Origin of the sequence: Streptomyces sp. NPDC087215 (assembly GCF_044744885.1) — a bacterium.
Lineage (GTDB): Bacteria > Actinomycetota > Actinomycetes > Streptomycetales > Streptomycetaceae > Streptomyces.
Genome location: NZ_JBIUZD010000002.1, coordinates 415,865 through 442,253 on the forward strand (window position 1 = coordinate 415,865; position 26,389 = coordinate 442,253).

Annotated in this window: 27 protein-coding genes, 1 tRNA gene and 1 riboswitch; of the genes, 6 read left to right on the plus strand and 22 right to left on the minus strand. The window is 73.8% G+C overall.

Features of this window, described 5'->3' with window-relative positions; translation table 11 throughout:
• Positions 1-60: 60 nt before the first annotated feature.
• Positions 61-804, minus strand: a complete 744-nt coding sequence (locus ACIO92_RS06450; protein WP_401239988.1) for a DUF4097 family beta strand repeat-containing protein — start codon at positions 802-804, stop codon at positions 61-63.
• 294 nt (positions 805-1,098) lie between these two features.
• Between ACIO92_RS06450 and ACIO92_RS06455 the strand changes: the two genes are divergently transcribed.
• Positions 1,099-1,173: transfer RNA gene (locus ACIO92_RS06455), tRNA-Val, on the plus strand.
• Between the two features lie 12 nt (positions 1,174-1,185).
• On the opposite strand, the gene ACIO92_RS06460 is transcribed toward ACIO92_RS06455, so the two are convergent.
• Positions 1,186-2,262, minus strand: a complete 1,077-nt coding sequence (locus ACIO92_RS06460; protein ID WP_401239986.1) for an HNH endonuclease — start codon at positions 2,260-2,262, stop codon at positions 1,186-1,188.
• A 148-nt stretch (positions 2,263-2,410) separates the two neighbouring features.
• A complete protein-coding gene (locus tag ACIO92_RS06465; RefSeq protein ID WP_366440400.1) occupies positions 2,411-2,644 on the minus strand; it encodes a hypothetical protein in 234 nt (77 codons plus the stop codon).
• A 116-nt stretch (positions 2,645-2,760) separates the two neighbouring features.
• Between ACIO92_RS06465 and ACIO92_RS06470 the strand changes: the two genes are divergently transcribed.
• Positions 2,761-3,327 (plus strand): DUF4231 domain-containing protein, encoded by a 567-nt coding sequence (locus tag ACIO92_RS06470; RefSeq protein WP_402279718.1) that lies wholly within the window; start codon positions 2,761-2,763, stop codon positions 3,325-3,327.
• Positions 3,328-3,355: 28 nt separating this feature from the next.
• On the opposite strand, the gene ACIO92_RS06475 is transcribed toward ACIO92_RS06470, so the two are convergent.
• Positions 3,356-3,805 (minus strand): lamin tail domain-containing protein, encoded by a 450-nt coding sequence (locus tag ACIO92_RS06475; protein ID WP_366440398.1) that lies wholly within the window; start codon positions 3,803-3,805, stop codon positions 3,356-3,358.
• 212 nt (positions 3,806-4,017) lie between these two features.
• Positions 4,018-4,779: a GntR family transcriptional regulator gene (locus tag ACIO92_RS06480; RefSeq protein ID WP_366440397.1), complete on the minus strand. Its 762-nt coding sequence runs from the start codon at positions 4,777-4,779 to the stop codon at positions 4,018-4,020.
• A 221-nt stretch (positions 4,780-5,000) separates the two neighbouring features.
• Between ACIO92_RS06480 and ACIO92_RS06485 the strand changes: the two genes are divergently transcribed.
• Complete coding sequence (locus tag ACIO92_RS06485; protein WP_366440396.1) at positions 5,001-5,231, plus strand: hypothetical protein; 231 nt, start codon at positions 5,001-5,003, stop codon at positions 5,229-5,231.
• A gap of 212 nt (positions 5,232-5,443) precedes the next feature.
• Complete coding sequence (locus ACIO92_RS06490; RefSeq protein WP_366440395.1) at positions 5,444-5,698, plus strand: DUF2277 domain-containing protein; 255 nt, start codon at positions 5,444-5,446, stop codon at positions 5,696-5,698.
• On the opposite strand, the gene ACIO92_RS06495 is transcribed toward ACIO92_RS06490, so the two are convergent.
• The 6 genes from ACIO92_RS06495 to ACIO92_RS06520 form a co-directional block, all read right to left on the minus strand.
• Positions 5,673-6,302 (minus strand): DedA family protein, encoded by a 630-nt coding sequence (locus ACIO92_RS06495; RefSeq protein ID WP_401239976.1) that lies wholly within the window; start codon positions 6,300-6,302, stop codon positions 5,673-5,675. The two genes, ACIO92_RS06490 and ACIO92_RS06495, sit on opposite strands and share 26 nt — an antisense overlap.
• Before the next feature lie 277 nt (positions 6,303-6,579).
• The gene (locus tag ACIO92_RS06500; RefSeq protein ID WP_366440664.1) at positions 6,580-7,038 is read right to left on the minus strand and encodes a DoxX family protein; all 459 of its coding nucleotides are present in this window, start codon (positions 7,036-7,038) and stop codon (positions 6,580-6,582) included.
• Between the two features lie 334 nt (positions 7,039-7,372).
• Complete coding sequence (locus ACIO92_RS06505; RefSeq protein WP_366440394.1) at positions 7,373-8,023, minus strand: HNH endonuclease family protein; 651 nt, start codon at positions 8,021-8,023, stop codon at positions 7,373-7,375.
• A gap of 712 nt (positions 8,024-8,735) precedes the next feature.
• Positions 8,736-9,062 (minus strand): hypothetical protein, encoded by a 327-nt coding sequence (locus ACIO92_RS06510; RefSeq protein WP_402279712.1) that lies wholly within the window; start codon positions 9,060-9,062, stop codon positions 8,736-8,738.
• A gap of 149 nt (positions 9,063-9,211) precedes the next feature.
• On the minus strand, positions 9,212-9,880 hold the full coding sequence (locus tag ACIO92_RS06515) for an HAD-IA family hydrolase (protein WP_402279709.1): 669 nt from the start codon (positions 9,878-9,880) through the stop codon (positions 9,212-9,214).
• Positions 9,881-10,216: 336 nt separating this feature from the next.
• Complete coding sequence (locus tag ACIO92_RS06520; protein WP_402596699.1) at positions 10,217-11,386, minus strand: peptidoglycan-binding protein; 1,170 nt, start codon at positions 11,384-11,386, stop codon at positions 10,217-10,219.
• Positions 11,387-11,611: 225 nt separating this feature from the next.
• On the opposite strand from ACIO92_RS06520, the gene ACIO92_RS06525 reads away from it, so the two are divergent.
• On the plus strand, positions 11,612-13,675 hold the full coding sequence (locus ACIO92_RS06525; RefSeq protein WP_366440390.1) for an MFS transporter: 2,064 nt from the start codon (positions 11,612-11,614) through the stop codon (positions 13,673-13,675).
• 60 nt (positions 13,676-13,735) lie between these two features.
• Here the strand turns inward: ACIO92_RS06525 and ACIO92_RS06530 are convergent, their stop codons facing one another.
• The 4 genes from ACIO92_RS06530 to ACIO92_RS06545 all read right to left on the minus strand — a co-directional run bounded on the left by ACIO92_RS06530 (position 13,736) and on the right by ACIO92_RS06545 (position 16,744).
• Entirely contained in the window at positions 13,736-14,221 is a 486-nt protein-coding gene (locus ACIO92_RS06530; RefSeq protein WP_401239967.1) for a GNAT family N-acetyltransferase, read from the minus strand.
• A 45-nt stretch (positions 14,222-14,266) separates the two neighbouring features.
• The gene (locus ACIO92_RS06535) at positions 14,267-14,590 is read right to left on the minus strand and encodes an antibiotic biosynthesis monooxygenase (RefSeq protein ID WP_366440388.1); all 324 of its coding nucleotides are present in this window, start codon (positions 14,588-14,590) and stop codon (positions 14,267-14,269) included.
• A 65-nt stretch (positions 14,591-14,655) separates the two neighbouring features.
• Positions 14,656-15,354, minus strand: coding sequence for an O-methyltransferase (locus tag ACIO92_RS06540; protein ID WP_401239962.1), 699 nt, complete (start codon positions 15,352-15,354; stop codon positions 14,656-14,658).
• 142 nt (positions 15,355-15,496) lie between these two features.
• Entirely contained in the window at positions 15,497-16,744 is a 1,248-nt protein-coding gene (locus ACIO92_RS06545; protein WP_366440386.1) for a cytochrome P450, read from the minus strand.
• 254 nt (positions 16,745-16,998) lie between these two features.
• On the opposite strand from ACIO92_RS06545, the gene ACIO92_RS06550 reads away from it, so the two are divergent.
• The gene (locus ACIO92_RS06550) at positions 16,999-18,168 is read left to right on the plus strand and encodes a steroid 3-ketoacyl-CoA thiolase (RefSeq protein ID WP_402279699.1); all 1,170 of its coding nucleotides are present in this window, start codon (positions 16,999-17,001) and stop codon (positions 18,166-18,168) included.
• Between the two features lie 350 nt (positions 18,169-18,518).
• Here the strand turns inward: ACIO92_RS06550 and ACIO92_RS06555 are convergent, their stop codons facing one another.
• The 7 genes from ACIO92_RS06555 to ACIO92_RS06585 form a co-directional block, all read right to left on the minus strand.
• Positions 18,519-18,920, minus strand: a complete 402-nt coding sequence (locus ACIO92_RS06555; protein ID WP_351786382.1) for a transglycosylase SLT domain-containing protein — start codon at positions 18,918-18,920, stop codon at positions 18,519-18,521.
• Between the two features lie 307 nt (positions 18,921-19,227).
• Positions 19,228-20,070 carry an ECF transporter S component gene (locus ACIO92_RS06560; RefSeq protein WP_402279696.1) on the minus strand — a complete coding sequence of 281 codons (843 nt, stop codon included), beginning with the start codon at positions 20,068-20,070 and terminating at the stop codon, positions 19,228-19,230.
• On the minus strand, positions 20,067-21,920 hold the full coding sequence (locus ACIO92_RS06565) for an ABC transporter ATP-binding protein (protein WP_402055444.1): 1,854 nt from the start codon (positions 21,918-21,920) through the stop codon (positions 20,067-20,069). Before ACIO92_RS06565 ends, ACIO92_RS06560 begins: the two co-directional genes overlap by 4 nt.
• A complete protein-coding gene (locus tag ACIO92_RS06570; RefSeq protein ID WP_366440382.1) occupies positions 21,917-23,086 on the minus strand; it encodes an energy-coupling factor transporter transmembrane protein EcfT in 1,170 nt (389 codons plus the stop codon). The genes ACIO92_RS06565 and ACIO92_RS06570 overlap by 4 nt, the downstream gene beginning before the upstream one ends.
• 7 nt (positions 23,087-23,093) lie before the next feature.
• Positions 23,094-23,789 (minus strand): SCO2322 family protein, encoded by a 696-nt coding sequence (locus ACIO92_RS06575; protein ID WP_401239950.1) that lies wholly within the window; start codon positions 23,787-23,789, stop codon positions 23,094-23,096.
• On the minus strand, positions 23,786-25,033 hold the full coding sequence (locus tag ACIO92_RS06580) for a prenyltransferase/squalene oxidase repeat-containing protein (RefSeq protein ID WP_366440380.1): 1,248 nt from the start codon (positions 25,031-25,033) through the stop codon (positions 23,786-23,788). The genes ACIO92_RS06575 and ACIO92_RS06580 overlap by 4 nt, the downstream gene beginning before the upstream one ends.
• A gap of 73 nt (positions 25,034-25,106) precedes the next feature.
• Positions 25,107-25,229: riboswitch (cobalamin riboswitch) on the minus strand.
• Between the two features lie 64 nt (positions 25,230-25,293).
• Positions 25,294-26,346, minus strand: a complete 1,053-nt coding sequence (locus ACIO92_RS06585) for an MBL fold metallo-hydrolase (protein ID WP_366440379.1) — start codon at positions 26,344-26,346, stop codon at positions 25,294-25,296.
• Positions 26,347-26,389 lie beyond the last annotated feature (43 nt).

Consider the following 26,389-nt stretch of genomic DNA (forward strand, 5'->3'; position numbering starts at 1 on the left):
TGTCCGCCGTGCCCGGTCCGGTTCATTGTCCCACCCGGCACGGACGAACACACGGGCCGGTCAGTCCGCGGTGCGGACGGTCACGTCGCCGTTGTCGCTCCGGGCGCTCACGGAGTGCCCGGAGGCGTCCCGGCGGGGGACGTCGATCCGGACCCGGCCGTTGCCGCTGGCGCCCGTCACCTCGTACTCGGCGGTGGGCAGGGCGACGGTGATGTCGCCGTTGTCGGTGACGGCCTCGACCCGGCGGGGCACGGCCCCGAGGGTGATCCGGACGGAGCCGTTGTCGGAGCGGGCGACGATGTCGGGGGCGGTGGCGCCGGGCCCGACGGTGATGTCGCCGTTGTCGCTGCTGAGGTCGAGGGCGGCGGTGGCCCGGCTCACCCGGACGTGGCCGTTGTCGGAACGGATCTTCAGCGGGGTGCCGAAGCCCTCGGCGGTGACGCCGCCGTTGTCGTCCTGGACGGTGACGGCGACACCGCGCGGCACCTCGATCCGGTGGACACCGCCGCAGCTGGAGGCGACGGCGTCGCAGTCGACGCGCAGGGTCAGCCGTCCGTCGGCCAGCTTCCACTCGGGCTTCGGCCCGGACCCCATGAACACCCACCCGTCGATCTGCCGCTCGACCCGGACGTCGTCGATGTCGGCGGGGGTGATGATCAGCTCGGAGTCGTCGGAGTCGACGGTGAGCGCGGTGCCCTCGAAGGCGAAGGTCTTCCGCTCGACGGGAGCGCCCTCGACATCGGGCGACCCGCACCCGCCGAGCCCGAGCACCCCGAGCAGAACGACCCCGGACACGAACAGCACGCGCCCCCCACGACCAGCGACCATGACCCCGAACCCCCAAGAACGCGAACAGTCCCCGAAACGTACGCCCCCCACCCCACCCCCCACGATCCGGCGACCCACCGGACCGGGGGTGGGGGTAACCCCCGGTCGGGGGCGCGGGGCCCGGTGGCGCGCGGCCCGGGGCACGCGCGAGGACCGGGGCCGGGGGCACGGGGACGAGGGGAGTGGGCACGGGCGCGCGTGGCGCCCCCACCCCCGGGAACGGGTTTGCGGCACCCACCCCCGTGCCATGTAGGCTGATGCTTCTTCCACGGGTGCGTAGCTCAGGGGTAGAGCGCTGCTCTTACAAAGCAGATGTCGGCGGTTCGAAACCGTCCGCGCCCACCAGGACGAGGGCCCTCAGTCGATCGCGGCTGGGGGTCCTCGGCGTTCGGCCGGTGCTCGCCGGGCTGGGTCCGGAGCGTGGCGGTGAGGGTGGGCGGGCTCCCTGCGGGCGTCCGAGGAGGCGTCAGGGAGCGGGTTCCCCGCGATGCGTTCGGCGGCCTTCCGGTCGGGGGTGTCCTTGCCGCACAGGGTTCGGTGGCGGGCGAGGTGTCTCGGGTCTATCCGGTGGTCGGGGTGGCGGCGCAGGACGCCGACCTCGCTGTCGTCCATGGTGAGGCGGACGGTGTCGTCGGTGTCCACGTACAGGCCGAGCAGGTCGAACTGCGTGTGGTGGTTCGGGCACAGGACGAGCAGGTTGGACAGGACGTCGGGGCCGTGGTGGGGGCGGCCGAGGCCCCGGATGTGGGCGGCCTCGCTGTAGTCGCCCCGGGGGGTCGGCAGTCGCAGGCCGCACGCCTGGCAACGGTTCTCGTGCAGGCTCTTCACCTTGAGCGTGAGCGCGGAGTCGCGTATCACGCGCGAGTGGGTGGACTCGCGCCGTGCGGCGGGGCCCGCGGCCCCGTCGCCGTCCGCCGGGTCCGTCGTGCCGCTCGCCGTCGTGTAGTCCGCCAGGCCGAGCCGCGTCAGCAGGGCTTGCTGGTCGATGCCGGTGAAGTGGTGTTCGCGCAGGACGGCGATGGCCTTCAGGCGGGCGGAGGCGTCGCCCAGGAGACGCGCGGCCTCCTGGCTCAGGCCCGCCTCGGGATCGAGCTTCTCCAGCATGGCCACCCCGGGGGCGGTGTCCTGCCCGGCGGGCAGGCCCCGGACGTCCCAGATGTCGCTGGTGCCCAGATGCCAGAACGGGTACTGGGGAGTGACGGACGATCCGGGTGTCCGGAACTCCTCCAGCAGTCCCCCCACCTCCTCGCGGAACTCCCGCCAGGGCGCCAGCCGGGGCTTCCCCGCGGAGACCCTGGAGATCGCCCAGGCCAGGGCCAGCGGCTTGTGCCTGCTCGGTACGCCGTTCTTGGTGTGGACCCGGAGACCGCGCAGGCCGTCCAGGAGCCCGGCGAGCGTCTCCTCGGCCGGTGACCGTTCGGGACCGGAACGCATCTGGCCTCCCCCTTCCGTCGTACTGCCCCACCGCCGTCGATCCTGCCAGGCCGGTGGCGGTGCCGGGGTGCGAGGGCGGTGACACGGGGGTGCCCTTCGGCCTTCGTGGCCGAAGGGCACCCTCGTCGTGCGGGCCGGGGCGGTGGTCCTACTTGATGACCTCGACCTTCTTGTCGCCCGCGGTCTTCGCCGTCGTGACCCACTTGACCGTGCCGGTCTCGCGGTCGGACGCGACCGCGGGCTTGACCGTGCCCGTCTGGCGGTCGGACGCCTGGGGCGTGCTCGTCGAGTGGAGCGCCAGGGCCGCGAAGGCGGCGGCCAGGACGCCGAGGGCGATGCCGACCTTGGTCGTGGTCGAGTGAGCGATGTGGGCCTGCGCCACGGGAAGCCTCCCTGAAGTGCCTTTGTCTGAAGGTGGGATGAACGTACCTTGTGGTGGGCTGTGGGGGAATGGGCGAAGAGTTGACGGCCGGGCCGCACGGCCGGTGTACTCCCCGCATGACTGACGTGGGGGACGCGCCCGGATCCGAGGTGCGGAGCGGTGAGATGACGCCGCAGCGCTACATAGAGGGTCGGCTGTCGCAGTACCAGGGCTGGTACGACGTCAAGGCGACCCGTATGAAGGCGATGCATCTGCGGATGCGGACCGTCTCCGTCGTCGGGGGGTCGCTCGTGCCCGTCTTCGTCAATCTGGACGTGGCCTTCGCCCGGGTCACCGCCACCGTCCTGAGCGTGGTCGTCGTCGCCGCGGTGTCCCTGGAGAGCGTCTTCCGGTACCGGGAGCAGTGGAAGAACTACCGCTCCACCGAACAGCTCCTCGGGCATGAGCGCGTCTACTTCGAGACCAAGGTGGGGCCGTACTTCAACCTGCCCCGGCGCGAGGCGTTCTCGACGCTCGTCGCCCGGGTCGAGAAGGCCATCGCCAACGAGAACTCCGCCACCCTGAACGTCATGACGCTCGGCGGGCAGGTCAACTCCGACGTGCAGCAGGGCGTACCCGCCGCCCGTACGCCCGTCGATCCCGACGACGACAAGGGGTCCCGGAGTTCTTCCGGGACCCCCTGACCCGACGGAGGACGTCAGGTGCGGTGCGTCAGCACCACTTGTAGTCGACCCGCGTCGAGTTGTACGAGCAGACGTCGATCCGCGCGCCGTTCGACTTCCGCAGCGTCGCCGTGTCGCGGTCGTTGTTCCAGACGTACGCACCGCGGTTCTGGTAGACGTGCGCGGCGGTGTTCGTGCCCCGGCCCGTGTGGAGCGTCACGGTCTTGCCCTTGCCGAGGACGAAGTTGCCGAAGGCGTACTTGTGGTTCGACGCGTCCGTGAGCGTCCAGCCCCGGAGGTTGACCGCCGCCGAGGTCGTGTTCCGTATCTGTACGTACTCGGCGTTGAGGCTGCCGTTCGACCGGTTGTCGGTGCCCGGACTGTCGTAGTAGACCTTGTACAGGTGGACCGAACCGGCGGCCTGTGCCTGCGTGGGCAGCAGCAGGATGCCGGAGGCGGCGGCCGCGGTCACGGCCGCGAACGTGCGTGCGCGAAGCATGGATGTCCCTCGGTTTCTGCCCGGCTCCCGCCTGTGGGGCCCGGCGAGCACACAGGATACGCACGCTCTTCACCCCGCCCGCACAACTTTCCGGCCTTCGCCGTGACTTCCCTCCCCCTCGACGGGCAGGACCGGGCCGTCGGCGGCGGCACCGCCGCCCCCTCCGGACCGGACTCCTCGACAGCGGCGAACCTCCGCCGCCCCTCCGGGCCTCATCCGTCGAAGTCGTACTCCAGCACGTACGCCGACGAGTCCAGCGTCATCTCGTTCAGCTCCACCGCCACCCCGGGGCCCGTGAACGCCGTCCGGCCGATCAGGATCACCGGCGTCCCCGATCCGAGACCCAGCCGGTCCGACTCCTCCCCCGTCGGCATCCGGCAGCGGATCTCCTCCCGGAACCGCACCGGCCGCTGCCCCAGTTCCGCGAGCCGCGCGTACAGGCCGCCCGGCCCGGTGTCCGGCTCCGCGACCGGCGTCCCGCGCACCAGCTCGGCGGAGAGGTAGGAGACCGAGAGCAGCACCGGCTCGGCGTCCAGGACGAACCGGCGGCTGCGGACGCACACCGGCGCCCCCGGCGGCAGCCCCAGCGTCGCCGCGATCCGCCCGCCCGCCCGCGCCTCGGTCACCTCGACCTGGTCGACCACCAGGTCCCGCTCGTCCCCCACGTCCGCCGTCCAGATGGAACGCCCGTTCCCCCAGAGCCCCTCGGACAGACGGGGGATGCCCCGGCGGCGCAGCGGGCGGAAGGAGCGGACGAACACCCCGGCACCCCTGCGCGCCTCGGTCAGGCCCTCGTCGCGCAGCACGGAGAGCGCCTGGCGGGCCGTCATCCGGGCCACGTCGTACGTCGTCATGAGGTCGTTCTCGCCAGGGAGCCGGTCGCCCGGGGCGAACGCGCCCGAGTGGATCGCGGTTCTCAACTCATCGGCGATACGACGGTACTTGGGGCGACGGGCACTGTCCTGGTCGGTCACGGGTGGGCCACTCCCTTCCTTTCCGCGACACCCTACGGCGCACCCCGCCGCCGACGTCCACGCACACCTGCGTCCCCGCCCTTCGATCCATCCAACGGGGGACATCTCTAGAGATACGTTGACAGGGCGGGCCGGTGGGGCTTCTCTGGTTCTCCCCAAGTGTCGGGAGCGTCTTCAGGAGCGCTTCCGGCACGCTTCAGGAATCGGGAAGGAGGGGATGCGTGCAGCCACTGCCCGAGGTCGGTGACCTCGTACGCGACACCGCCACGGGGCGGGTCGGTTTCTATCTGGAGAGCGTCGCCGGACGCTTTCTGATCCGCGCCGTACACGGCGGCACCCAGTGGGAGGCCGAGCCCTCCGACGTACAGCCCGCCACCCCCCTGCGCGAGCTGCGGGCCCGCGCCGCCGAGATCAACGCACGGACCAGACGGGAGGTCGGCGGGCTGGGGTGACCCGGCGAGGGGGAGGGGCAGGGGGAGGGGGCGGAGAGAGGGGGACAGAGAGAGGGGCAGGGGGAGGAACAGGGGGAGGAACAGGGGGAGGGGAGAACGGGGCGGAGAAGGATGGAGTACGGGGCACGGGTGGACGTGCGGGCACGGATACGGGGTGCCCGGCCGGCGCCCGCGCCCCGGCGTCTGTCAGTGGCACGCGTCACACTGGAGGCATGTGCCGCAGCATCAAGACTCTCCGCCCGCCCGTCCTGCCCGAGGAGGCGACCGAGGACGACATCCGGGCCGCCGCCCTCCAGTACGTCCGCAAGGTCTCCGGCTTCCGGGCGCCCGCCGCCCACAACCGCGAGGTCTTCGAGCGGGCCGTGGACGAGATCGCGCAGGCCACCGCGAGACTCCTCGACGGTCTGGAGGTGCGCGGCGCGCACCCCGGGGCCGCCGCCGTCAGGAAGCGGGTGCCGCAGTCGTGACCGGACGCCGCAGGACACAGGCGGCGAGCCCGCCCGCGAGGAAGAGCGCGAGGGTGGACACCCCCGCGCTGAACCAGGTCGCGCCCAGCCACTGACCGCCGAGCCAGCCGAGCCCCACGCTGTACGAGGCCCAGGTCACGCCCGCGAGCGCCGACCACGGCAGGAACTCCTCCACGCGCCGCTTCGCCGCGCCCGCGCCCAGGGAGACCACGGAGCGTCCCGCAGGGGCGAACCGGGCGAGGACCACGAGCAGGCCGCCGCCCCTGGCCAGGGCGGTGCCGAGGCGTTCCTGCGCCAGGGACAGGCGCTTCGACCGGGCGAGGGCCCGGTCGATCCTGGGCCCGCCCCGGAGCGCCAGCCGGTACGCCAGGAAGTCGCCGAGCACCGATGCGCCTGCCGCGCAGAGGAGCAGGGGGAGGAGCGAGGGGACGTCGGGGGTGGCCGCCGTGGCCGTCGCCGCCGCCGTGGCGGCGGTGATCACCAGGAAACCGCTCGGCAGCACGGGCAGGAAGACGTCGAGCAGGATCGACGCCGCCACCACCGGGTATATCCATGGACCGGCGGTGAGCGACCGCAGCGATCCCAGGCTGTCGAGCAGATTCACAGGGCCAGAGCCTACGCGGAGGCGGTGGGCCGCCTTCCGGGTGGGTGCGGTGCGCCGGGGGTGGCGGACCGGCGGACCGGGGCACGCATCGGGACGGCGTGCGCTCCGCCCGGCCGTGCGCGCCGGGACGTCGTGCGCGCGGCCCCGGTCGGAGCCGCGCGATGCTGTGCGGGTTTGACGGAAAACGCTCGGAGCGAGCGGCTGGTTCCCGGGGGCGCGGGGTTCGGAAAGGGCCGGAAGACGCGCTGTGGATTCCGGCCCTTTCCGCTAGCGGGTGTCAGGCCGTGACCGGTGTGCCCTGTTCCTCGCGGTCGGCGTTCGTGCCGCGATCCGTCGTGTCCGGGCCGACCCGGTCACCGAAGAGCCCGTCGAGAGCCAGCGCTCCGGGCCCGGTGAACACCAAGAGGAGGAAGGCCCAGCAGAACACCGCCGCGATCTCCCCGCCGTTCTGGAGCGGGAAGAGGGACTCCGGCTGGTGGACGGTGAAGTACGCGTACGCCATCGAGCCCGAGGCGAGGAACGCGGCGCTCCGGGTACCGAGACCGGCCAGGACCAGACCACCGGCGCCCAGCTGTATGACGGCGGCGTACCAGCCGGGCCAGGTGCCTGCGGGGACCGTGCCGCCGCCCGCCGAGCCGCCGAGGACGCCGAAGAGGGCGGCGGCGCCGTGGCAGGCGAAGAGCAGACCGACGACGATCCGGAAGACGCCGAGCGCGTACGGCTGCGCCCGGTTCAGACGGTGTGCCGGACCGGCCGGTTCGTGCGGGGCGGTCCGGGTGCTCCGGGCGGGCGGAGTGCTCCCGCCCTTCGTGGCACTCGGGCCGCTCCGGCCGCTCGGGTGGGTCGAGCCGTTCGGGTTGTTCGGGTTGTTCGGGTCGTTCATGGGGGGACTCCTTCGGCCTGGCCCTGTCCGTGGGGTGGACGGGGCGTGGGGACGGAAACCGATGAGGCCCCGCAAGGTTAGGCACCCCTCACTAGTGCTTGCAAGTTCAACATTCGGCCGACGGGAGGTGTGCGGTGCTGTTCGCTTCCCGTCGGCCGAAGGTGACGCCGTCTCAGGTGCGGTCCGGTCAGCAGCCGTTCAGGACGGTCTGGAGCGCGCTCTTCTCGGCGGCGTCCACGCTGAGGTTCCAGTAGTGCTTCACGTCCACCCACGCGCGGACGTACGTGCAGCGGTAGGCGGTCCGCGAGGGCAGCCACTTCGCCGGGTCCAGGTCGCCCTTGGCCTGGTTGACGTTGTCGGTGACGGCGATGAGCTGCGGTCGGGTCAGGTCGTTCGCGAAGGACTGGCGCTGCGCGGTCGTCCACGACGCGGCGCCCGAGCGCCATGCCTCGGCGAGCGGGACCATGTGGTCGATGTCGAGGTCCGACGCGGCGGTCCAGGTGGCGCCGTCGTACTCCGAGTACCAACTGCCGCTGACTGAGGCGCAGGCGGCGTCCGTGACGACGTTCACGCCGTCCCGCTTGAGGACGGTCTCGCGGGTGTTGCAGGTGCCGGACTGGGTGATCCAGTGCGGGAAGAGGCTCCGGCTGTAACCCGAGGTGGAACCTTCCGCCTGCACGGTGAGGGCGGCCAGGTAGGTACGGGCGGTGGCGGCGCTGACCGGGGTCGGCATGGCCGCCTGGGCGGTCGGGGCGGTGGCCAGGGCGCCGGTCAGGGCGAGGGCGGCGGAGGTGGCGAGAACGGCGAGTCGACGCGCGTAGACGGCGTGGAGGGGCATGGGAACTCCCTTGAGTCGGGGGGACCTCGGCTGTCGCCGTCCCCCGGGTGGGGTGCCGGGCGGTGGGCCCGGTCATCGTGGCGGCGCCAGGTTTCCGTGAGGGGTGCGCCAGGTAACAGAGTGGCGACATGGACACATCACATCAAGGGGTGTGACGAGTCCTGACGGAGTGACAGATTCCGCCCGGTGTAAAGGAGGTGGGGAGGCGGGGGCGCCGGGGCGCGCGGCGGAGGGAGTCCGGGGCCGCTGTTCCGCGCGGTGCGGGGGGCGCTTTCGCGCGTGGAGGGGCGGGGTCGTCCCGCGCCCGGGAGGGGGCTGTGCCGGGAGGGGCGCGGGGTGTCCCCGCGCCGGGAGGGGGTCGCGTCAGGAGGGGCGCGGGGTGGGGGCCCCGGCCCCGGGGTGATGCGCGGTACGGGGCGGGGCCGCCCGCCGGGAAGGACCGGGGGCGGCCGGAGCCGTATGCCCGGCAGGGGTTGGGGGTGCGCGTCCTCTGCCGGGGAGTGCGCTCCCGTGCTCGGGAGGGCGAGCTACGGCTGCCGAGGGCCCCGGGCTCGGAGGCCGGGTGCGGTGCGTCGACGGGTCCCGCGCGCGCGAAGGCGCGGGGTGCGTGGGGTGGGGCGGTCCCGGAGGGGCGGGGTGCGCGCAGGACGAGACCCCGGGCCGTTTCCCGGCCCGGGGTCTCGTCGGGGTCGGCACTCGCCGTCCGCCTCGTTCAAGGCCCGGTGTCCGGCGAAGGTGGTACGCCCCCGAGGGCGAGGGCGAGGGCGACTCGGGCGGTCCAGGACCAGGGCTCCACGGGCGGATCCCAGTTCACCTCGACCTCGGTGCCGTGGGAGTCGCGCGCGAGGTCCTTCACCATTGCTCCGGCTGCGGCCCGTGCGTCCTGCGGATCGGTGCTGACCGGCACGTCCAGGCGCCCGCAGAGCATTCCGCCTTCCACGGTGAGCACGGTGATGCGCCAGCCCTCCGGCGTCGCCAGCAGGACGATCCCCTTCGGTACGCCCCAGTCGGGCCGCTTCCTCTCCCTCTTGCGCCTCACCATGCCATTGTCCGATGCCGTCGGGTTCGGGCCAGGCCGGGCCGGGCCGGAAGTCGAGCCCGAACCGCGGTCCGGAGCCGGGCCCTCGGTGGACGCGGGCGCCCGGCCCGAGTCCGTACTGCCGGAGGGCCTGGCCGGGGCGGCGGCCGTTACGGCAGGAACGTCAGGGTGATCGCGCCGTCCGCCGTCGGGTCCACCCGCAGCCGGGTGAGGTCCTCGACGTGCGCGTCCGGTCCGAAGGCCGCCGCGCGCGGGCCCACGCCCACGACCCGCATCCCGGCCGCGCGGCCCGCCGCGATCCCCGCCTCGGAGTCCTCGAAGACGACGCAGTCCTCCGGGGCGAAGCCCAGTTCGGCCGCGCCCTTGAGGAAGCCCTCGGGGTCCGGCTTGCTCGCCCCGACGTGCTCGGCGGTGACCCGGTCGACCGGTATGGGCAGCGCCGCCGTGCCCATCCGCGCCTGCATGAGCGCCTCGTCCGCCGAGGTCACCAGGGCGTGCGGCAGCTCCGCGAGCGCGGCCATGAAGGCGGCGGCACCGGCGATCGGCACGACGCCGTCCATGTCGGCCGTCTCCTCGGCGAGCATGGCCCGGTTGTCGGCGTGGTTCTCCGCCATCGGGCGGTCGGGGAGGAGGAGCGCCATCGTGGCGTACCCCTGGCGGCCGTGCACCACCTTGAGCACGGCGTCCGCGTCGAGGCCCTGCCGGTCCGCCCAGCGCCGCCAGCAGCGCTCGACGACGGCGTCCGAGTTGACGAGGGTGCCGTCCATGTCCAGGAGCAGGGCGCGGGCGGTGAGCGGTGCCGGGGTGATGGCGGGCATCGGGTCTCCAGAAGGGGTGTGCGGAGAACGAAGTGGTCCCGCCCACCGGTCAGGGATTGCGGGCGGGGCCACTTTGTTCTTGCACGATACAAAACGGGAGGCCGTCTTGGCCAACCAGTCCGGTCTCCGGCCCTCCGGCCGCACCCGAGCGGGGCCCGGCGGGAAGGCCCCGCCGGAGGCACCCCGGGGCCGCCCATGACCGGCCCCGGGCCGGAGCGCCGCCCTCCCGGAGCCCCTCCGGAAGCCCCGCCCCGCCCGATCCCGCCCCGCCCGATCCCGGACCTCCCGGACCTCCCGGACCTCCCGGACCTCCCGGCCTCCCGGCCTCCCGGACGCTCAGATGTAGGGGGTGTGCCGTTCGAGCACCGCCCGGGTGTGGGGGCCGTACACGCCGGGGGTGTCGCCCTGGATGTACATGTACGACTGGTACTCCTCCACCGCCTCCCGGAGCTCGTCGTCGTACCGTCCGTCGACGCGCCCGCGGTAGACCATCACGGCGATCAGCCGTCGCTGCAGCTCCCGTACCTCCGGCCCGCTCGAACCGGAGCTCAGGGTCGGGGCCTCCTCGTCCGGTGTGCCGGTGGGCGTCGGCGTCCCCGTGGGCCCTGCCGTCGTCGGCGGGGCGACCGGTGCCTGCGAGGTGGGGGAGGCCGGAGGCGCCCCCGTGCCCGTCGTGGTCGGTGTGGCGCTGGGTGCCGTGGTGGTGCCGCTCGCCGTCGGGGTGGGCGTGGCGGACGGGGAGGCGGAGGTCGGCCGTGCCGTCGGGGCGGTCGTGGAGGGCTCCGGGGTCGTCGAGGAGGGGGCGGGCGCCTCGGAGACGGCGACGTTCAGGGACGCGCTCGTGGTCACCTCGGGGACGGCGGCCCGGTCGTCGGTCCCGTCGTCGCCGAGCACGGCCGCGGCGAGGGCGGCGGTGCCCGCCACGGCGACGGCGGCCACCGCCGCGATCAGCACCCCCCGCTTGCGGCCCCGCCGCTCCACGGGCGCGCGGGACACGTCGCCGACGCCGCGCAGCAGCAGCGGCATGGTCTCGGCCGGGTCGCCCCCGCCCCGCCCGCCGCGCCCACCCCGCTCGTCGAGCCCACGGCTCCCGTCAAGCCCTCCGCGTCCGTCCAGCCCGCCCCGCCCGTCAGGCCCTCCGCTCCCGCCCTGGCCTCCGTGCCCGCCGCCCCCGCCGGGGGCACGCCCGTACGGCGCCGTGGGCGCGCCACCGCCGACGCGGACGGTCGTCAGCTGGGTCGTCGGCGGGTCCTCGGCGGGGAAGGAACCGGTCCCGTACGCGCCTCCCGGACCGTCCGCCGCGGCACCACGGACCGCACCGGCGGCAGCGCCCCCGGTCCGGCCCGGAGCCGCGCCCGCCGGACCGCCCGCGCCACGGGCCCCGTCGGAGGCGGCGCCCCCGCCTCCCGCCCCGTACGCCCCGTCCGTCTCCTCGGGGGAGTCCGGGGACTCCAGGACCACGTACGGCCTGATCCGGAGCGGGTCGAAGTCCTCGGCCGCCGCCATCTCCGCCCGTGCGCAGGCGCAGCCAGGTCTCTGTACACCGCACTCAGGACAGACATGTCCGGTCATGATGGGTCCCCTCCCGATACGACTGCGAGCGATTATGCAGCCCGACCCCTCCCGGCGGGCGAACAGCCGTGCCCTTCCGCAGGCCATAACCGGACATTCGGACCAGGATGAAGGGGTCGTGTGCCGTGAGGTCCGAGGAGAACGCCGGAGGAGACGCCCATGGCCCAGGAAGTACGCCCGTCCCCGCCCGACGGCGGAGCCGCCCCCGTGCCGGGCGAGGGGCAGAGCCACCGCAAGGTGCTCGTCGCGGTCGGCGCGCTGCTGCTCGGCCTGCTGCTCGCCGCCCTCGACCAGACGATCGTGTCCACCGCCCTGCCGACCATCGTCAGCGAGCTGGGCGGTCTGGAGCACCTGTCCTGGGTGGTCACCGCCTATCTGCTCGCCTCCACGGCGGCCACCCCGCTCTGGGGCAAGCTCGGTGACCAGTACGGCCGCAAGAAGCTCTTCCAGGCGGCGATCGTCATCTTCCTGATCGGCTCGGCCCTCTGCGGCATCGCCCAGAACATGTCGCAGCTCATCGGCTTCCGGGCCCTCCAGGGGCTGGGCGGCGGCGGCCTCATCGTGCTGTCCATGGCGATCGTCGGCGACCTCGTCTCCCCCCGGGAGCGGGGCAAGTACCAGGGCCTCTTCGGCGCGGTCTTCGGCGCCACCAGCGTCCTCGGCCCCCTCCTCGGCGGCCTCTTCACCCAGCACCTGTCCTGGCGCTGGGTCTTCTACATCAACCTGCCGATCGGGGTCGTCGCCCTCTTCGTGATCGCGGCCGTGCTCCACATCCCGGTGCGCTCCACCCGGCACACCATCGACTACCTCGGCACCTTCCTCATCGCCTCCGTCGCCACCTGCCTGGTCCTCGTCGCCTCCCTCGGCGGCACCACCTGGCCCTGGGGCTCGGTACAGATCATCGGCACCGCCGTCCTCGGAGCCGTACTCCTGGTGTGGTTCCTGTACGTCGAGACGCGGGCGGCCGAGCCCGTGCTGCCGCTCAGGCTGTTCCGCGTCCGCACCTTCAGCCTGGTCTCGGTCATCAGCTTCGTCATCGGCTTCGCGATGTTCGGCGCCATGACCTATCTGCCGACCTTCCTCCAGGTCGTCCAGGGCGTCACCCCGACCATGTCCGGCGTCCACATGCTGCCGATGGTCGCCGGTCTGCTGATCACCTCGACGGGCTCGGGCCAGATCGTCTCCCGCACCGGCCGCTGGAAGGTCTTCCCCATCGCGGGCACCTTCCTGACCGCCGTGGGACTGCTGCTCCTGCACCGGATGACGGAGTTCAGCTCCACCTGGGAGATGAGCGTCTACTTCTTCGTCTTCGGCGCCGGACTCGGTCTCGTCATGCAGGTCCTCGTCCTGGTCGTGCAGAACGCCGTCGCCTACGAGGACCTCGGCGTCGCCACCTCGGGAGCCACCTTCTTCCGCTCCATCGGAGCCTCCTTCGGCGTCGCCGTCTTCGGCACGATCTTCACCAACCGGCTCACCTCGAAACTGCAGGACGTCTTCGCCCGCGCGGGCGCCGCGCCCCCCGGCACCGGCGCCGGACAGGTCGCCGCCGACCCGCGCGCCGTGGACCGGCTGCCGCCCGCGCTGCGCTCCGAGGTCCTGCACGCGTACGCCACCTCGATCACCGACGTCTTCCTGTACGCGGCGCCCGTCGTCCTGGTGGCCTTCGTCTTCTCCTGGTTCCTCAAGGAGGACAAGCTGCGGGGCTCCGTCACCGCGCCCGACACCAGCCAGACGATCGCCACCAACCCGGTCGAACGCTCCTCGTACGACGAATGCGCCCGCGCCCTGTCGGTCCTCGGCTCCCGCGCGGGCCGCAAGGCGATCTACGAGAGGATCACCGCCCGCGCGGGGCTCGACCTGCTGCCCGCCGCGAGCTGGCTGCTGCTGCGCATCCGCCGTCACGGCACCGTCGAGCCCGCCCGGCTCGCGGATGTCGTGCCCGTCCCGCTGAAGGCGATCACGGACGCCGCCCGGCAGATCGAGGAACGGGGTCTGGCCGGCCGGGAAGGGCTCCAGCTCGTCCTCACCGAGGAGGGCGTGGGGGTGGCGACCAGGCTCGCCGCCGCGCGCGAGGAGTCGCTCGCGGAACTGCTCGGCGACTGGTGGGGCCCGGACCGGCCGACCGACCTGATACGGCTCGTGGAGGAGCTGACGGAGGAACTCTCCGGCTCCGACGCGGAACGCCCCCACACCGACGAACCGCCCCGCGGCCACCGGGCGTGAGGGGCGGCGGCGCCTGTACGGGCCCCGGGCCCCTGTCCGCACGGGCTCCGGGCTCCGGGCTCAGAGGTCCTTCCCGTACCAGATCTCCATGTACGGTCCCGTGGCGTACGCGGGGATCTCCGCGTACCCGTGGCGGACGTAGGCGGCCCGCGCCTCCACCAGGTCGAGGCGGGTGGTGAGGACCGTCCGGCGGGCACCGAGCGCCCGTGCCTCCGCGTCGAGCGCGGCGAACAGGGCCCCGGCCCCGCCGAGCCCCCGGAAGGCGGGCCGCAGGAAGATCCGGGTCAGCTCGGCCCGTTCGCCGTCGAGGAGGAGCAGCCCGCCGCAGCCGGCCGGTTTCCCCTCGTACCGGGCCACCAGGAACTGCCCGGTCGGCGGGGTCAGCAGCTCCGCCCCGTCGTCCGCGAGCCCCTCGTCGATCTCCGCCTCGGTCGCGGGCCGCTTCCAGTACCGCCCGGCGACCTCCCCGTAGTAGTCACGGCGAAGCGCCGAGGCGTCCGGGGCGTGGACGTGCTCGGGGGTGAAAGTCCAGGTCATGCGCGCCATTGTGGGGTGCGCACGCCTCGGCGCGCAGCTGGGTTTCGGTGCGGCTCAGCCCTTCGGCCGCGCCTGCTGGACGACCTCGAAGGACCACAGGGTGGAGCCGGTGGCGGCGGGCTTCGGCCGCTCGCCGCCACCCTCGCCGCCGCCGTGGGCGCCCCGCATGGAACCGTTCATCCAGTTCTGGAAGTCCTCCTCGCTGCGCCAGCGGGTGTAGACCAGGTACTGGTCGGTTCCTTCGAGGGGCCGCAGCAGCTCGAACCACTCGAACCCGTCGGACCCCTCCACGGCCCCGCCCCGAGCGGCGAACCGCTGCTCCAGCACCTCACGCTGTTCGACGGGCACGGTCAGGACGTTGATCTTCACGATGCTCATGAGGGGCAGGATATGTCCCGGGTCGCCCGCCCTCCGCGCGGGCGGGGCGGACCGGGGCCCGGGGGTCAGTCGGTGACGCGGGCCAGCAGCAGGCCGTCGTAGCCCTTGGTGCCGACGGTCTGGACGGCCGTGGCGACCAGGCGCGGTTCGCGGGCGACGAGTTCGAAGAGTTCCCGGGTGCCGGTGATCGCCGGGTCCTGCGGGTCGGGCGCGGTGATCCGCCCGCCGCGTACGACGTTGTCGACGATGATCAGGGTGCCGGGCCGGGACAGCTTCAGGGCCCATTCCACGTAGCGCGGGTTGTTGACCTTGTCGGCGTCGATGAAGACCAGGTCGAAGGGGCCCGTGTCCTCCGCCGCCAGGAGCGGCAGGGCGTCGAGGGCGGCGCCGGTGCGCACCTCGACGAGCGCGTCGAGTCCGGCGCGGGCGATGTTGGCGCGGGCGACGTCCGCGTGCGCCGGGTCGTACTCCAGGGTGACGAGCCGTCCGTCGGCGGGCAGCGCGCGGGCCAGCCAGATCGTGCTGTAGCCGCCGAGGGTGCCGATCTCCAGGATCCTGCGGGCGCCCTGGGTGAGGGCGAGCAGCTGGAGCAGTTTGCCCTGGTTGGGGGCGACGGCGATCTCCGGCAGGCCCGCCGCGACGGAGTCCGCGAGCGTGGCGGTGAGGACGTCGTCGGCGGGGGCGATCGTGTCGGCGAAGTACTGGTCGACCTCGGTCCACCGGGGGTCCGTCCCGGGGGCCGTCTGGGGCTGAGGGTTCGTCATGCGGTCGAACGTACACCTGGGTCCGGGGGCGGCGGGCCGGGCGTCGTTCCCTCCGCTCCGTACGCGTCCTCGTACGGGTGCGGAGGCGACGGCGTCCGGCCCGGTCCTCCTCCTGTCGTCCGTGTCCGTGCCCCGGGGCCGGTCAGGCCCGGGTGCGGACCCGGAGTTCCTTGACGCCGTTGAGCCAGGCGGCGCGCAGTCGGCGCGGTTCCCCGGCGAGCGTGAGGTCGGGCAGGGCGTCCGCGAGCGCGTTGAAGATCAGCTCGATCTCCTTGACGGCGAGGGACTTGCCGAGGCAGAAGTGGGGCCCGCCGCCGCCGAAGCCGAGGTGCGGGTTGGGGTCGCGGGTGATGTCGAAGCGTTCGGGGTCGGTGAAGACCTCGGGGTCGTTGTTGGCGGAGGAGTAGAAGAGGCCGACGCGGTCGCCCTCGGCGATCTTCTGGCCGCCGATCTCGGTGTCCTGGGTCGCGGTCCGCTGGAAGGAGACGACGGGGGTGGCCCAGCGGACGATCTCCTCGGCGGTGGTCGAGGGGCGTTCCCGTTTGAAGAGTTCCCACTGGTCGGGGTGGGTGAGGAAGGCGTGCATCCCGTGGCTGATGGCGTTGCGGGTGGTCTCGTTGCCCGCGACGGCGAGCAGCAGGACGAAGAAGCCGAACTCGTCGGAGGAGAGGTTGCCCTCGCCCTCGGCGGCGACCAGCTGGCTGACGATGTCGGCGGCGGGGCACTCCTTGCGGGCGGCGGCCATGTTCATCGAGTAGCCGATGAGTTCCATGGCGGCTTCGGCGCCGATCTCCTCGGTGATGGCGTACTCGGGGTCGTCGTAGGCGACCATCTTGTTCGACCAGTCGAAGATCCGGGAGCGGTCCTCCTGGGGGACGCCGATGAGTTCGGCGATGGCCTGGAGGGGCAGTTCGACGGCGACCCGGGTGACGAAGTCGAAGGTGCCGTCGGCGTCCGCGCTGTCCCGGGCCTCCTCGACGATGGTGCGGGCCCGGTCGCGCAGCGTGGTCTCCAGGCCCCGGATGGCGCGGGGGGTGAAGCCGCGCTGGACGATCTGGCGGACCCGGGTGTGCTCGGGCGGGTCCATGTTGAGCATGATCAGCTTCTGGACCTCGATCTGGTCCCGGGTGATGTGCTCGTTGAAGCGGATGACGGCCGTGTTCTCGTTCGAGGAGAACAGCTCCGGGTGGGTGGAGACGTACTTGACGTCCGCGTGGCGCGTGACGGCCCAGTACCCGCTGTCCGCGTAGCCGGTGCTGCCGGGCGTCTGGGCGCACCACCAGACGGGCGCGGTCTGCCGCAGCAGGGTGAACTCGGGGAGGGGGACGCGGTCGCGGAGCACATCGGGGTCGGTGGCGTCGAACCCTTCGGGGAGGTGGGGACAGGGCATCGGCAACACTCCACGTCTGAGGGGATCCGGGGATCCGAAGAGATCTGATGGGCCGTCAGGAGTTGTCGGGAATTTAATGACGGGCTCCGCCAAGAGGCAAGGGCCGGAACGGGAACTGTTGCCTCCCGGACCCTTGCGTACCCACGGTGGCAGTCATAAGACTGCAAGCAGAACTAGAACGCGTACTAGTTCCCCCGTGATGCCGACCGACGGGATGCCGGGACGCCCCGTACGGTCGAGGAGAGGACGAGCTCATGGCCGCTGAACCCGTCATCGTCGAAGCCGTACGCACCCCCATCGGCAAGCGCGGAGGCGCGCTCGCCAACCTCCACCCCGCCTACCTCCTGGGTGAGACCTACCGGGAACTGCTCGGCCGCACCGGCATCCCCGCCGACTGCGTCGAACAGATCGTCGGCGGTACCGTCACCCACGCGGGGGAGCAGTCCATGAACCCCGCCCGTACCGCCTGGCTCACCATGGGCCTGCCGTACGAGACCGCCGCCACCACCGTCGACTGTCAGTGCGGCTCCTCCCAGCAGGCCAGCCACATGGTCGCCAACATGGTCGCGGCGGGCGTCATCGACATCGGGATCAGCTGCGGTGTCGAGGCGATGTCACGGGTGCCGCTCGGGTCCGGTTCCAAGCACGGCCCCGGCAAACCCTTCCCCGACGAGTGGAACGTCGACCTCCCCAACCAGTTCGAGGCCGCCGAGCGGATCGCCCGCAGGCGGGGTCTCGGCCGCGAACGCGTCGACTCCCTCGGTCTGCTCTCCCAGGAGCGGGCCGCGCTGGCCTGGGCCGAGGAGCGCTTCAAGCGGGAGACCTTCGCCGTCCAGGTCCCCACCACCGAGGAGGAGCAGACGGCCGGCCAGGGCATGTGGCGGCTCGTCGACCGCGACGAGGGGCTGCGCGACACCACCATGGAGGGCCTGGCACGGCTCAAGCCCGTCATGCCGACCGCCGTGCACACGGCGGGCAACGCCTCGCAGATCTCCGACGGCGCTGCCGCGATCCTGTGGGCGTCCAAGCGGATGGCCCGCGCCCTCAAGCTCCGGCCGCGCGCCCGGATCGTCGCCCAGGCGCTGGTCGGCGCGGACCCGCACTACCACCTCGACGGGCCGGTCGACGCGACCCGCGCGGTCCTCGGCAAGGCCGGGATGTCCCTCCGGGACATCGACCTGGTCGAGATCAACGAGGCCTTCGCCTCCGTGGTGCTCTCCTGGGCGCAGGTCTTCGACCAGGACCTGGAGAAGGTCAACGTCAACGGCGGGGCCATCGCCCTCGGCCACCCGGTCGGCGCCACCGGCGCCCGGCTGATCACCACGGCCCTCCACGAGCTGGAGCGCACCGACAAGGAATTCGCCCTGATCACGATGTGCGCGGGCGGCGCGGTGGCGACCGGCACGATCATCCAGCGACTCTGAGACCGGGCGCCCGCGCCCCCGGTCCCCGGCCCGGTCCACCCCCGGTCCCCGGTCCACCCCTGGTCCCCGGCCCGCTGCCCTGCCCGGTCCGCCCCGGCATCCCCGGTCCCCGGCCCTCGGCCCGGTCCACCCCCGGCATCCCGGTTCGTCCCCGGTGCCCCGGGTCCACCGGCCGTCCTTCCCCGGTCCACCCGCAGCGCCCCGGTCCGTCCCCGGCGCCCCGGGTCCACCACCCGCCCCCTGCCCGGCGGCCCGGATCCGTCCCCGCGCGCCCCCGGAAAACGCCGCAGGCCCCGGTCTCCCTGACGGGAGCGGGGCCTTGCGTGAGCGTGGCTGACGGCGGTGGTGTCTCAGTACCAGCCGTTGGACTGCCAGAACGCCCAGGCGGCGTTCGGGGAGCCGTAGCGCTCGTTCATGTAGTTGAGGCCCCACTTGATCTGGGTGGCGGGGTTGGTCTTCCAGTCGGAGCCGGCCGAGGACATCTTCGAGGCCGGAAGGGCCTGGACCAGGCCGTAGGCGCCGCTGGAGGAGTTGGTCGCCTTGTGGTTCCAGCCGGACTCGTGGGACACGATCTTGCTGAAGGCGGAGTACTGCGAAGCGGGGACGATCTGGCGTGCGAGGTCCTGCGGGCTGGCGGCCGAAGCCGTGCTCGTCGTGCCGAGGACCGCACCGGACGCGGCCAGCAGCACGGCTGCGGAGGCGGCGAAGGTCTGCTTGCGGGCGGCGGCACGAGTGAGGAGCGAGCTGAACAACGTAGTGACCTAACGTCGGGGACAAGGGTCGCGCCGGGCGGTTTCGGCAAGCCGGAACCAGAACCCGGGAGACCCGGGGATCTGGGGGAACCGGCTGTCCGTGGTGCTGCGATGAGCACCGGCTGCCTGGCGACGTCCACCAGAGAAGCAGGGCGGGAAGCCCGGCGCAATGACCCCCTGTACGAGGGAGGTTCGGACCCGGGGGCCGTCCACGAAGCACGATAGTACGAGGGTTTCCGCAGGTCATGACCCGATGTGGGCGGTTTGTGCGAGTGCCGTACGGCTACTATCCCGGCTCGTACGTGACCTAAGTCCTGTGGGGCGCCTCACCCCGGGACGGCTCCCCGGGGGCCTCGAATGTGACCTGGGCCTCGAAGTTCGCCCGCCGCGTCGCCCGCCGCAGGGCCTTGAGGAGCGTCCCGCCGACGGTGAGTGTCAGGACCACGGTGAGCACCGCCCGGCCCAGGTCCCAGCCCAGCGACGTCGCCGTCACATAGGCGAGGAACCGCACCAGGTTCTCGCCGAGCGGCGCACCCGGCTGGAACGAGACCCCGCTGCTCAGGCCCTGGAGCAGCACCCAGCCCTGCAGATTCATGACCGTGCCGTACGCGAACGCCGCCAGGAACCCGTACGCCGAGAGCATCAGCAGCTCGCCCCGCCCCCGCAGCCGCTCCGGGCCCGGCAGCAGCCCCGCGCCCATCGTGAACCAGCCCATCGACAGCATCTGGAACGGCATCCAGGGCCCCACCCCGCCCGTGAGCAGCGCCGACGCGAACATCGTCACCGCGCCCAGGACGAAGCCGAAGCCCGGCCCCAGGACCCGGCCGCTCAGCACCATCAGGAAGAACATCGGCTCCAGGCCCGCCGTGCCCGCGCCCAGCGGACGCAGCGCCGCGCCCACGGCGGCGAGCACCCCCAGCATCGCCACCGCCTTCGCGTCCATCCCGCAGTCCGCGATCGTCGCCACCACCACGGCCACCAGCAGCGGGAGCAGCGCGGCGAACAGCCACGGCGCGTCCCCCGCGTGCGAGGTGACGGCCGAGCCGGGGTCCGCGAAGAGCGGCCAGCAGAACGCGCCGAGGCCGATCAGGGAGACCAGGACGAGCGCCGCCACCGAGCGGGGCCCGAGCCGGATGGGGCGGGCGCTCACGGGGTCTCCTCCGGGGCCGGTCCGTCCCCCGAGAGGGAAGGAGAGGGGGAAAGGGAGGAGGCGGGGGAAGGCGCGGTGCGGGACCCGGCCGCCCGGTCCAGCGCCCGCTCCACCTGCTCGACCGTGAGCCAGTGCTGCGGGGCGAGGACCTTCCCCACCTGCGGCGAGAACGCGGGCGAGGAGACGACGACCTCCGCCGTCGGCCCGTCCGCCACCACCTCGCCGTCCGCGACGATCACCACCCGGTGCGCCAGTTCCGCCGCCAGCTCCACGTCATGGGTGGCGAGCACGATCGCGTGCCCCTCCGCCGCGAGCGAGCGGAGCAGGGCGACCAGCCGTGCCTTGGCCGCGTAGTCCAGGCCCCGGGTCGGCTCGTCGAGCAGCAGCAGCGGCGGGCGGCCGGTCAGGACCACGGCGAGCGCGAGCGCGAGGCGCTGCCCCTCGGACAGGTCCCGGGGGTGTGCGTCGTCGGCCACCCCCGGCAGCAGCTCGGACACCAGACGGCGGCAGGTGCCGGGCGGCGCGCCCGCGTCCGTGTCCGCCGCCGCGCACTCGGCGGCCACCGTGTCGGCGTACAGCAGGTCGCGCGGCTCCTGCGGGACCAGGCCGACCTCGCGGATCAGCTCGCGCGGGTCGGTGGTGTGCGGGACGCGGCCCGCGACGAGGACGGTCCCGGAGGTCGGGGCGATCATGCCGACGAGGGCCGAGAGGAGGGTGGACTTCCCGGCGCCGTTACGGCCCATGAGGGCGACGGTCTCACCGGCCTCGACCCGGAGGCCGATACGGCGCAGGGCCTCGACCCGGCCCCGGCGGACGCCCAGTCCGCTGACGTCCACGAGGGGGGCGGCGGCTGCGGGCGCGGCGGTCCGGCGCCGCCGGAACAGGGCGAGGCCCCCGCCCCGCGCCTTCCCGGAAGCGGGGCGGAGGGCCGCCCCGGCGGCTTCGGAGGTCCCGGCCGCTCCGGAGGTCCCGGGCACCCCACCGGGCGCCCCGGACGCTCCAGGCCCCTCTCCCGCGGGATCCCCGTACGGGAGGGGCCGCTCCAGTCCCGCCAGGCGCTCCTTCAGCGGACCGCTGCGGCGCCGGGCGTCCCGTACGGTCAGCGGCAGTGGTTCCCAGCCCGCGAGGCGGCCGAGCGCCACCACCGGGGGGTGCACCGGGGAGACCGCCATGATCTCCGCGGGCGGGCCCATGAGGGCCTCCGGCAGCAGGATCACCCGGTCCGCGTACTGCACCACCCGCTCAAGGCGGTGCTCGGCGAGCAGGACCGTGGTCCCCAGGTCGTGCACCAGGCGCTGGAGCACCGCGAGGACCTCCTCCGCCGCCGAGGGGTCGAGCGCGGACGTCGGCTCGTCGAGGACCAGGACCTTCGGGTGCGGGGTGAGGACGGAGCCGATGGCCACCCGCTGCCGCTGCCCGCCGGAGAGCGTGGCGATCGGCCGGTCGCGCAGCTCGGCCAGGCCCAGCAGGTCGAGGGTCTCCTCGACGCGCCGCCGCATCACGCCGGGCGCCAGGCCCAGGGACTCCATGCCGTACGCCAGCTCGTCCTCGACGGTGTCGGTGACGAAGTGCGCGGACGGGTCCTGGCCGACCGTGCCGACCACGTCGGCCAGCTCGCGCGGGGGGTGGACGCGGGTGTCGCGGCCGTCGACGGTGACCCGGCCGGTGAGGGTGCCGCCGGTGAAGTGCGGGACGAGCCCGGAGACCGCGCCGAGCAGGGTGGACTTGCCGACCCCGGAGGGGCCGACGAGCAGCACCAGCTCGCCCTCGGGGACGGTGAGGTCCAGGTTCCGCAGGACGGGCCCCGCGTGGTCCTCGTAGGTCACCGAGACGTTCTCGAAGCGGATCACGCGTTCTCCTTGGGAACGGGGGCCACGAACGCGGGCAGCAGGCCCACCAGGACCGAGAGCGCGGGCCACAGCGGCAGCTGCGGCGCGGTCAGGGGCACGACCCCCGGGCGCAGGGCCTCGGGCGCGTAGGCGCCCGCCCGGATCATCAGGACCGCGACCGCCGCCCCCGAGCCCGCGACCAGCCAGGCGCGGGCGTCCCACCGGTCCGGCCGGTACCGGGTGCGGACCGTCCGGCGCCCGCCGAGCCGCAGCCCGGCCATCGCCGCGAGCAGCCCCGCGGCGAGCAGCGGCAGGCCGTACCGGGCGCCCTCGGCGGCGAGCAGCCCGTACGTACCGGCGCAGACGCCGAGCAGCCCGCCCAGGGTGAGCAGGTTGGTGGTGCGCCGTACGGACGCCGGGACGTGCGCGGTCCTTCCGTATCCCCGCGCGTCCATCGACGCGGCGACCGCGACCGAGCGTTCCAGGGCGCCTTCGAGGACCGGCAGGCCGATCTGGAGCACCGCCCGGACCCCGCCGGTGGGGCGTCCGCGCAGCCGCCGGGCGGTCCGCAGCCGGGCCACGTCCGCGACCATGTTCGGCGCGAAGGTCATCGCCACGACGACGGCGACCCCGGCCTCGTACAGGGCGCCCGGCAGCGACTTCAGCAGCCGCGCCGGGTTGGCCAGCGCGTTCGCCGCGCCCACGCAGATCAGCAGGGTCGCCAGTTTGGCGCCGTCGTACAGCGCGAAGAGGAGTTGCTCGGCGGTCACCCGGCCGCCGATCCGGATGCCCTGCGCCCAGTCGGGCAGCGGCACCTCGGGCAGGGTGAACAGCGGGTGGCTGCCGGGCACGGGGGAGCCGAGCAGCAGCGAGAAGACGACCCGCAGGGCGACGACGAACAGGCCGAGCTTGACGAAGGCGCCGTACGAGCGGGCCCAGGGCGCGTCGGTGCGGCGGGCCGCGACGACGTATCCGGCGACGCCGACGATCAGCCCCAGCAGCAGCGGATTGGTGGTGCGGGAGGCGGCGACGGCGAGCCCGAGCGCCCACAGCCACCAGGCCCCGGCGTGCAGGGCGTTGCCCCGGTCGGCCTCGGGGGCGCGCAGCACGGAGGGCGGCCGGGTGCGGGGGCCGTCCTCGGGTGCCGGACGCGTCCGGGCGCGGCCCGCCCCTGCCGGGTTCGTCATGCCGGGATCATCCGCGGTGGCGGGCCTTCCAGATCGCCGCGCCGCCGAGGGCGAGGACGGCCGCGCCTCCGGCGAGCACGCCGAGGGACGGGCCGCCGCCCTCGCCGCCGGAGGAGGCGGCCGGAGCGGCGGTCGCGGTGGCGCCCGGCGTGGCGGACGGGTCGCCCGCCTGTTCGGCGACCTGTTCGCCGCAGCCGCGCGCGGGGTAGCCCGCGATCCCGCAGAGCATGGCGGCGCTGTCGTAGCGGAGGGGGGCGGCGACGGCGGCCAGCGCCTCCGCGGCCGTGGCGTCCCGGCGGACCTCGGCGCAGCCGGTCGTGACCGGCTGCGGGGGCGGGGTCTCGCCGGGCGGGGCGTCCCGGGGGCCGCCGGAGTCGACGACGACCACGACGCGCTTGGCGCCGTCCCCGGCCGCCTTCGCTCCGCAGATCCCGGCGAAGTCGGGGGCGGCGGAGGGCCGCGAGGTGTCGTCGGTGCCGCTGCTGACCGCGAAGCGGAAGCCGATGACGTCGCCGTCGGCGGGGCGGGCGGTGGCGGGGCCCTGGGTGGCGTACGCCCAGGGCTTGCCGCCGTCGCTCTGCCAGAACGACCAGTAGCGGTATCCGGCGGCCTGCGCGGGCGCCGCCGCGACCCCGGCGAGGGTGAGCAGGGCTCCGGCGGTGGCGCCCGCGAGCCGGACGCCCCTTCTCCGGGAGACGGTCACTTCTTGCGGCCGCTGACGAGGAAGCCGATGCCGACGCCGACGACCGTGCCGATGCCGATGATCCACCAGACGTCGAAGCCGGAGTTCTCGTCGTCGCTGGTGGAGGAGGCGGAGGTGTCGGGGGTCTTGGGCGCGGGCCCGGTGGCGTTGAGCTGCTCGACGAGGTCGGTGGTGCCGAACTCGCGGGGGTCGGTGTCGGTGGCGCGGGCGGCGAGGACCAGCTGCGCGTACGCGGCCGGGCCGCCTTCCTTCGCCCAGCCGGCGGAGTTCTTCTCCAGCCATTCCAGGGCGGGCTCGGCCTCCTTGGCGGCGCCGGACGCGGCGAGCGCGACGACGGCGTCGGCGGTGTTGCCGATGTCGGGCCGCTCGGTGGTGTCGGTGGCGCCGGGCATCGGCGGCAGGGTCAGGTGGCCGGTCTTCGCGAGGGCCTTCGCCAGGTAGGAGGCGCCGTTGAGGGCGGCCCGCTCGGCGGTCGGCTTGGTCAGGTCGGTGCAGGTGGGGGGCTGCTCGGGGGAGGCCTTGGTGGCGACGGGGCTCTTGCCGAGTCCGGCGAGGGTGGCGGCCGCGGTGGCGTCGGCGTTCGCGAGCAGCTCGCCGTTCTTGCCGGGCTGGTACGCGAAGGCGCCCGCGCCGTCCTTGTCGGAGCAGGGCAGCGCGAAGGTGAGGAGCGCGTCGTAGGGGGTGCGGCCCTCGGCGGAGGTGTACGAGCCGGGCTTGACGCCGGTCGCGGCGAGGGCGCCGATGACGATCGAGGTGGAGTTGGCGTCGCTGGGGCCGCCCGCTCCGTAGCCCCAGCCGCCGTCCTCGTTCTGGACGGTCCTGAGCCAGCCGGTGCCCGCCTTGACGGCCTCGTCGAGCTTCTTCGGGTCGGCGGCCTGGCGACGGACGGCGTCGAGCGCCTGCACGGCGACGGCGGTGGCGTTGGTGTCCCGCATCGTCTTGGCGTCGCAGGGCTTGCCGGTGTCGGGGCGGTAGGAGGCGAACGAGCCGTCGGCGCACTGCTGGCCGAGCAGCCAGTCCACGGCCCGGTCGGCGGGCTGGTAGCCGGTGGCGCGCTGGGCGAGGAAGGCGAGGGACTGGCGCCAGACACCGTCGTACGTGGGGTCCTTGGTGCCGTACAGACCGGGCGAGGGGGTGGCGGCGGAGGCCGAGGGGGAGGGGGCGGCGGTGGCCGCTCCCGCGGCTGCGGTGCCGAGCAGCACGGCGGCGGTGAGCGCGGCGGCGCCGTTGCGGACGGTGATCATGGGGCCCTCTCCTGCGGCCGGGCACCGGCACGCCTCGGGGGCACCTGGCTCCGGCTCCGTATTCCTCGACGGTGCCGCGGTCACGTCCCGTGCGGGGCATTCCGACTCGCTGTCCGGGGGACAGCTCTACGGCTGCGGGGTCAGTGCCGGATTCGCACCGGCTTCCCCCCGTACGGGCATGATGACGACCGGGTCAGTCTACCGGCCCGTAGGGAGGGTGCCCGGGGGCGCGGGGCGGCCCGCGCGGTGTGCGAGGTGGCTCACACGGCCAGGTAGGTGACCGGGTCGGTGCCGGGGACGGCTTCGGCGCGGCCCTGTTTGACGAGTCTGCGCAGATGGGCCTCGGCCTCGCTGACGGCGATGTTGCGGGAGGCGTGGGGGATGCGGTCCCAGGGGCGGTTCCACTCCATGCGCTCGGCGAGCTGCCAGGGGGTGAGGGGGACGGCGAGGAGCGCGAGGAGTCCGGCGAGCCGTTCCTCGTGGTGGTCGAGGAGGGCGCGGACGCGTCCGGCGGCGTCGGTGAAGGCGTGCTGGTGGGCGGGGAGGACCTCGGCGACGCCGAGGCGGCCGACGCGTTCGAGGGAGTCGAGGTAGTCGCCGAGGGGGTCGGTGGCGGCGGTGGCGCTGTCGGGGTCCTCGTACAGGCCGATGTGCGGGGAGATCCCGGGCAGCAGGTGGTCGCCGGAGAAGAGGCGGCCGTGGCCGGGGAGCCCGGCGGGGTGCTCCTCCTCCAGGTGGAGGCAGACGTGGCCGGGGGTGTGGCCGGGGGTCCAGACGGCGCGGAGCCTGCGTCCGGCGAGGCCGAGGAGTTCGCCGGGGACGATCTCGCGGTCGGGGAGGGCGGCGCGCAGCCCGGGGAGGGTGGTGGCGCGGCCGGAGTCGCGGGCGGCGCGCAGCGGGGCGAGGTGGTCCTCGGGGGCGCCGACGGCGGCGAGCTTGCGGGCGAGGTAGTCGAGCCAGGTGCCGGGCCGGGACTCGCGGGTGCGGCGGACGACGGCGGTGTCGGCGGCGTGCATGGCGATCCAGGCGCCGGACTCCTCGCGGACCCGGCCGGAGAGTCCGTGGTGGTCGGGGTGGTGGTGGGTGATGACGACGCCGTGGACGTCGGCGGGGGCGATGCCGAGGGCGGCGAGTCCGCCGGCGAGTTCGGTCCAGGAGGCGGGGTCGTCCCAGCCGGTGTCGACGAGGACCGGGCCCCGGTCGGTGTCGAGGACGTGGACGAGGGTGTGGCCGAGGGGGTTGTCGGGGATGGGCACCCGGAGGGACCAGACGCCTCCGCCGTGCTCGGTCACCTGGGGCGTGGATTCCTGCATGGGTCCTCGTCTCTCCACGGCGGTGCGGGGGTGCGGGGGGTGC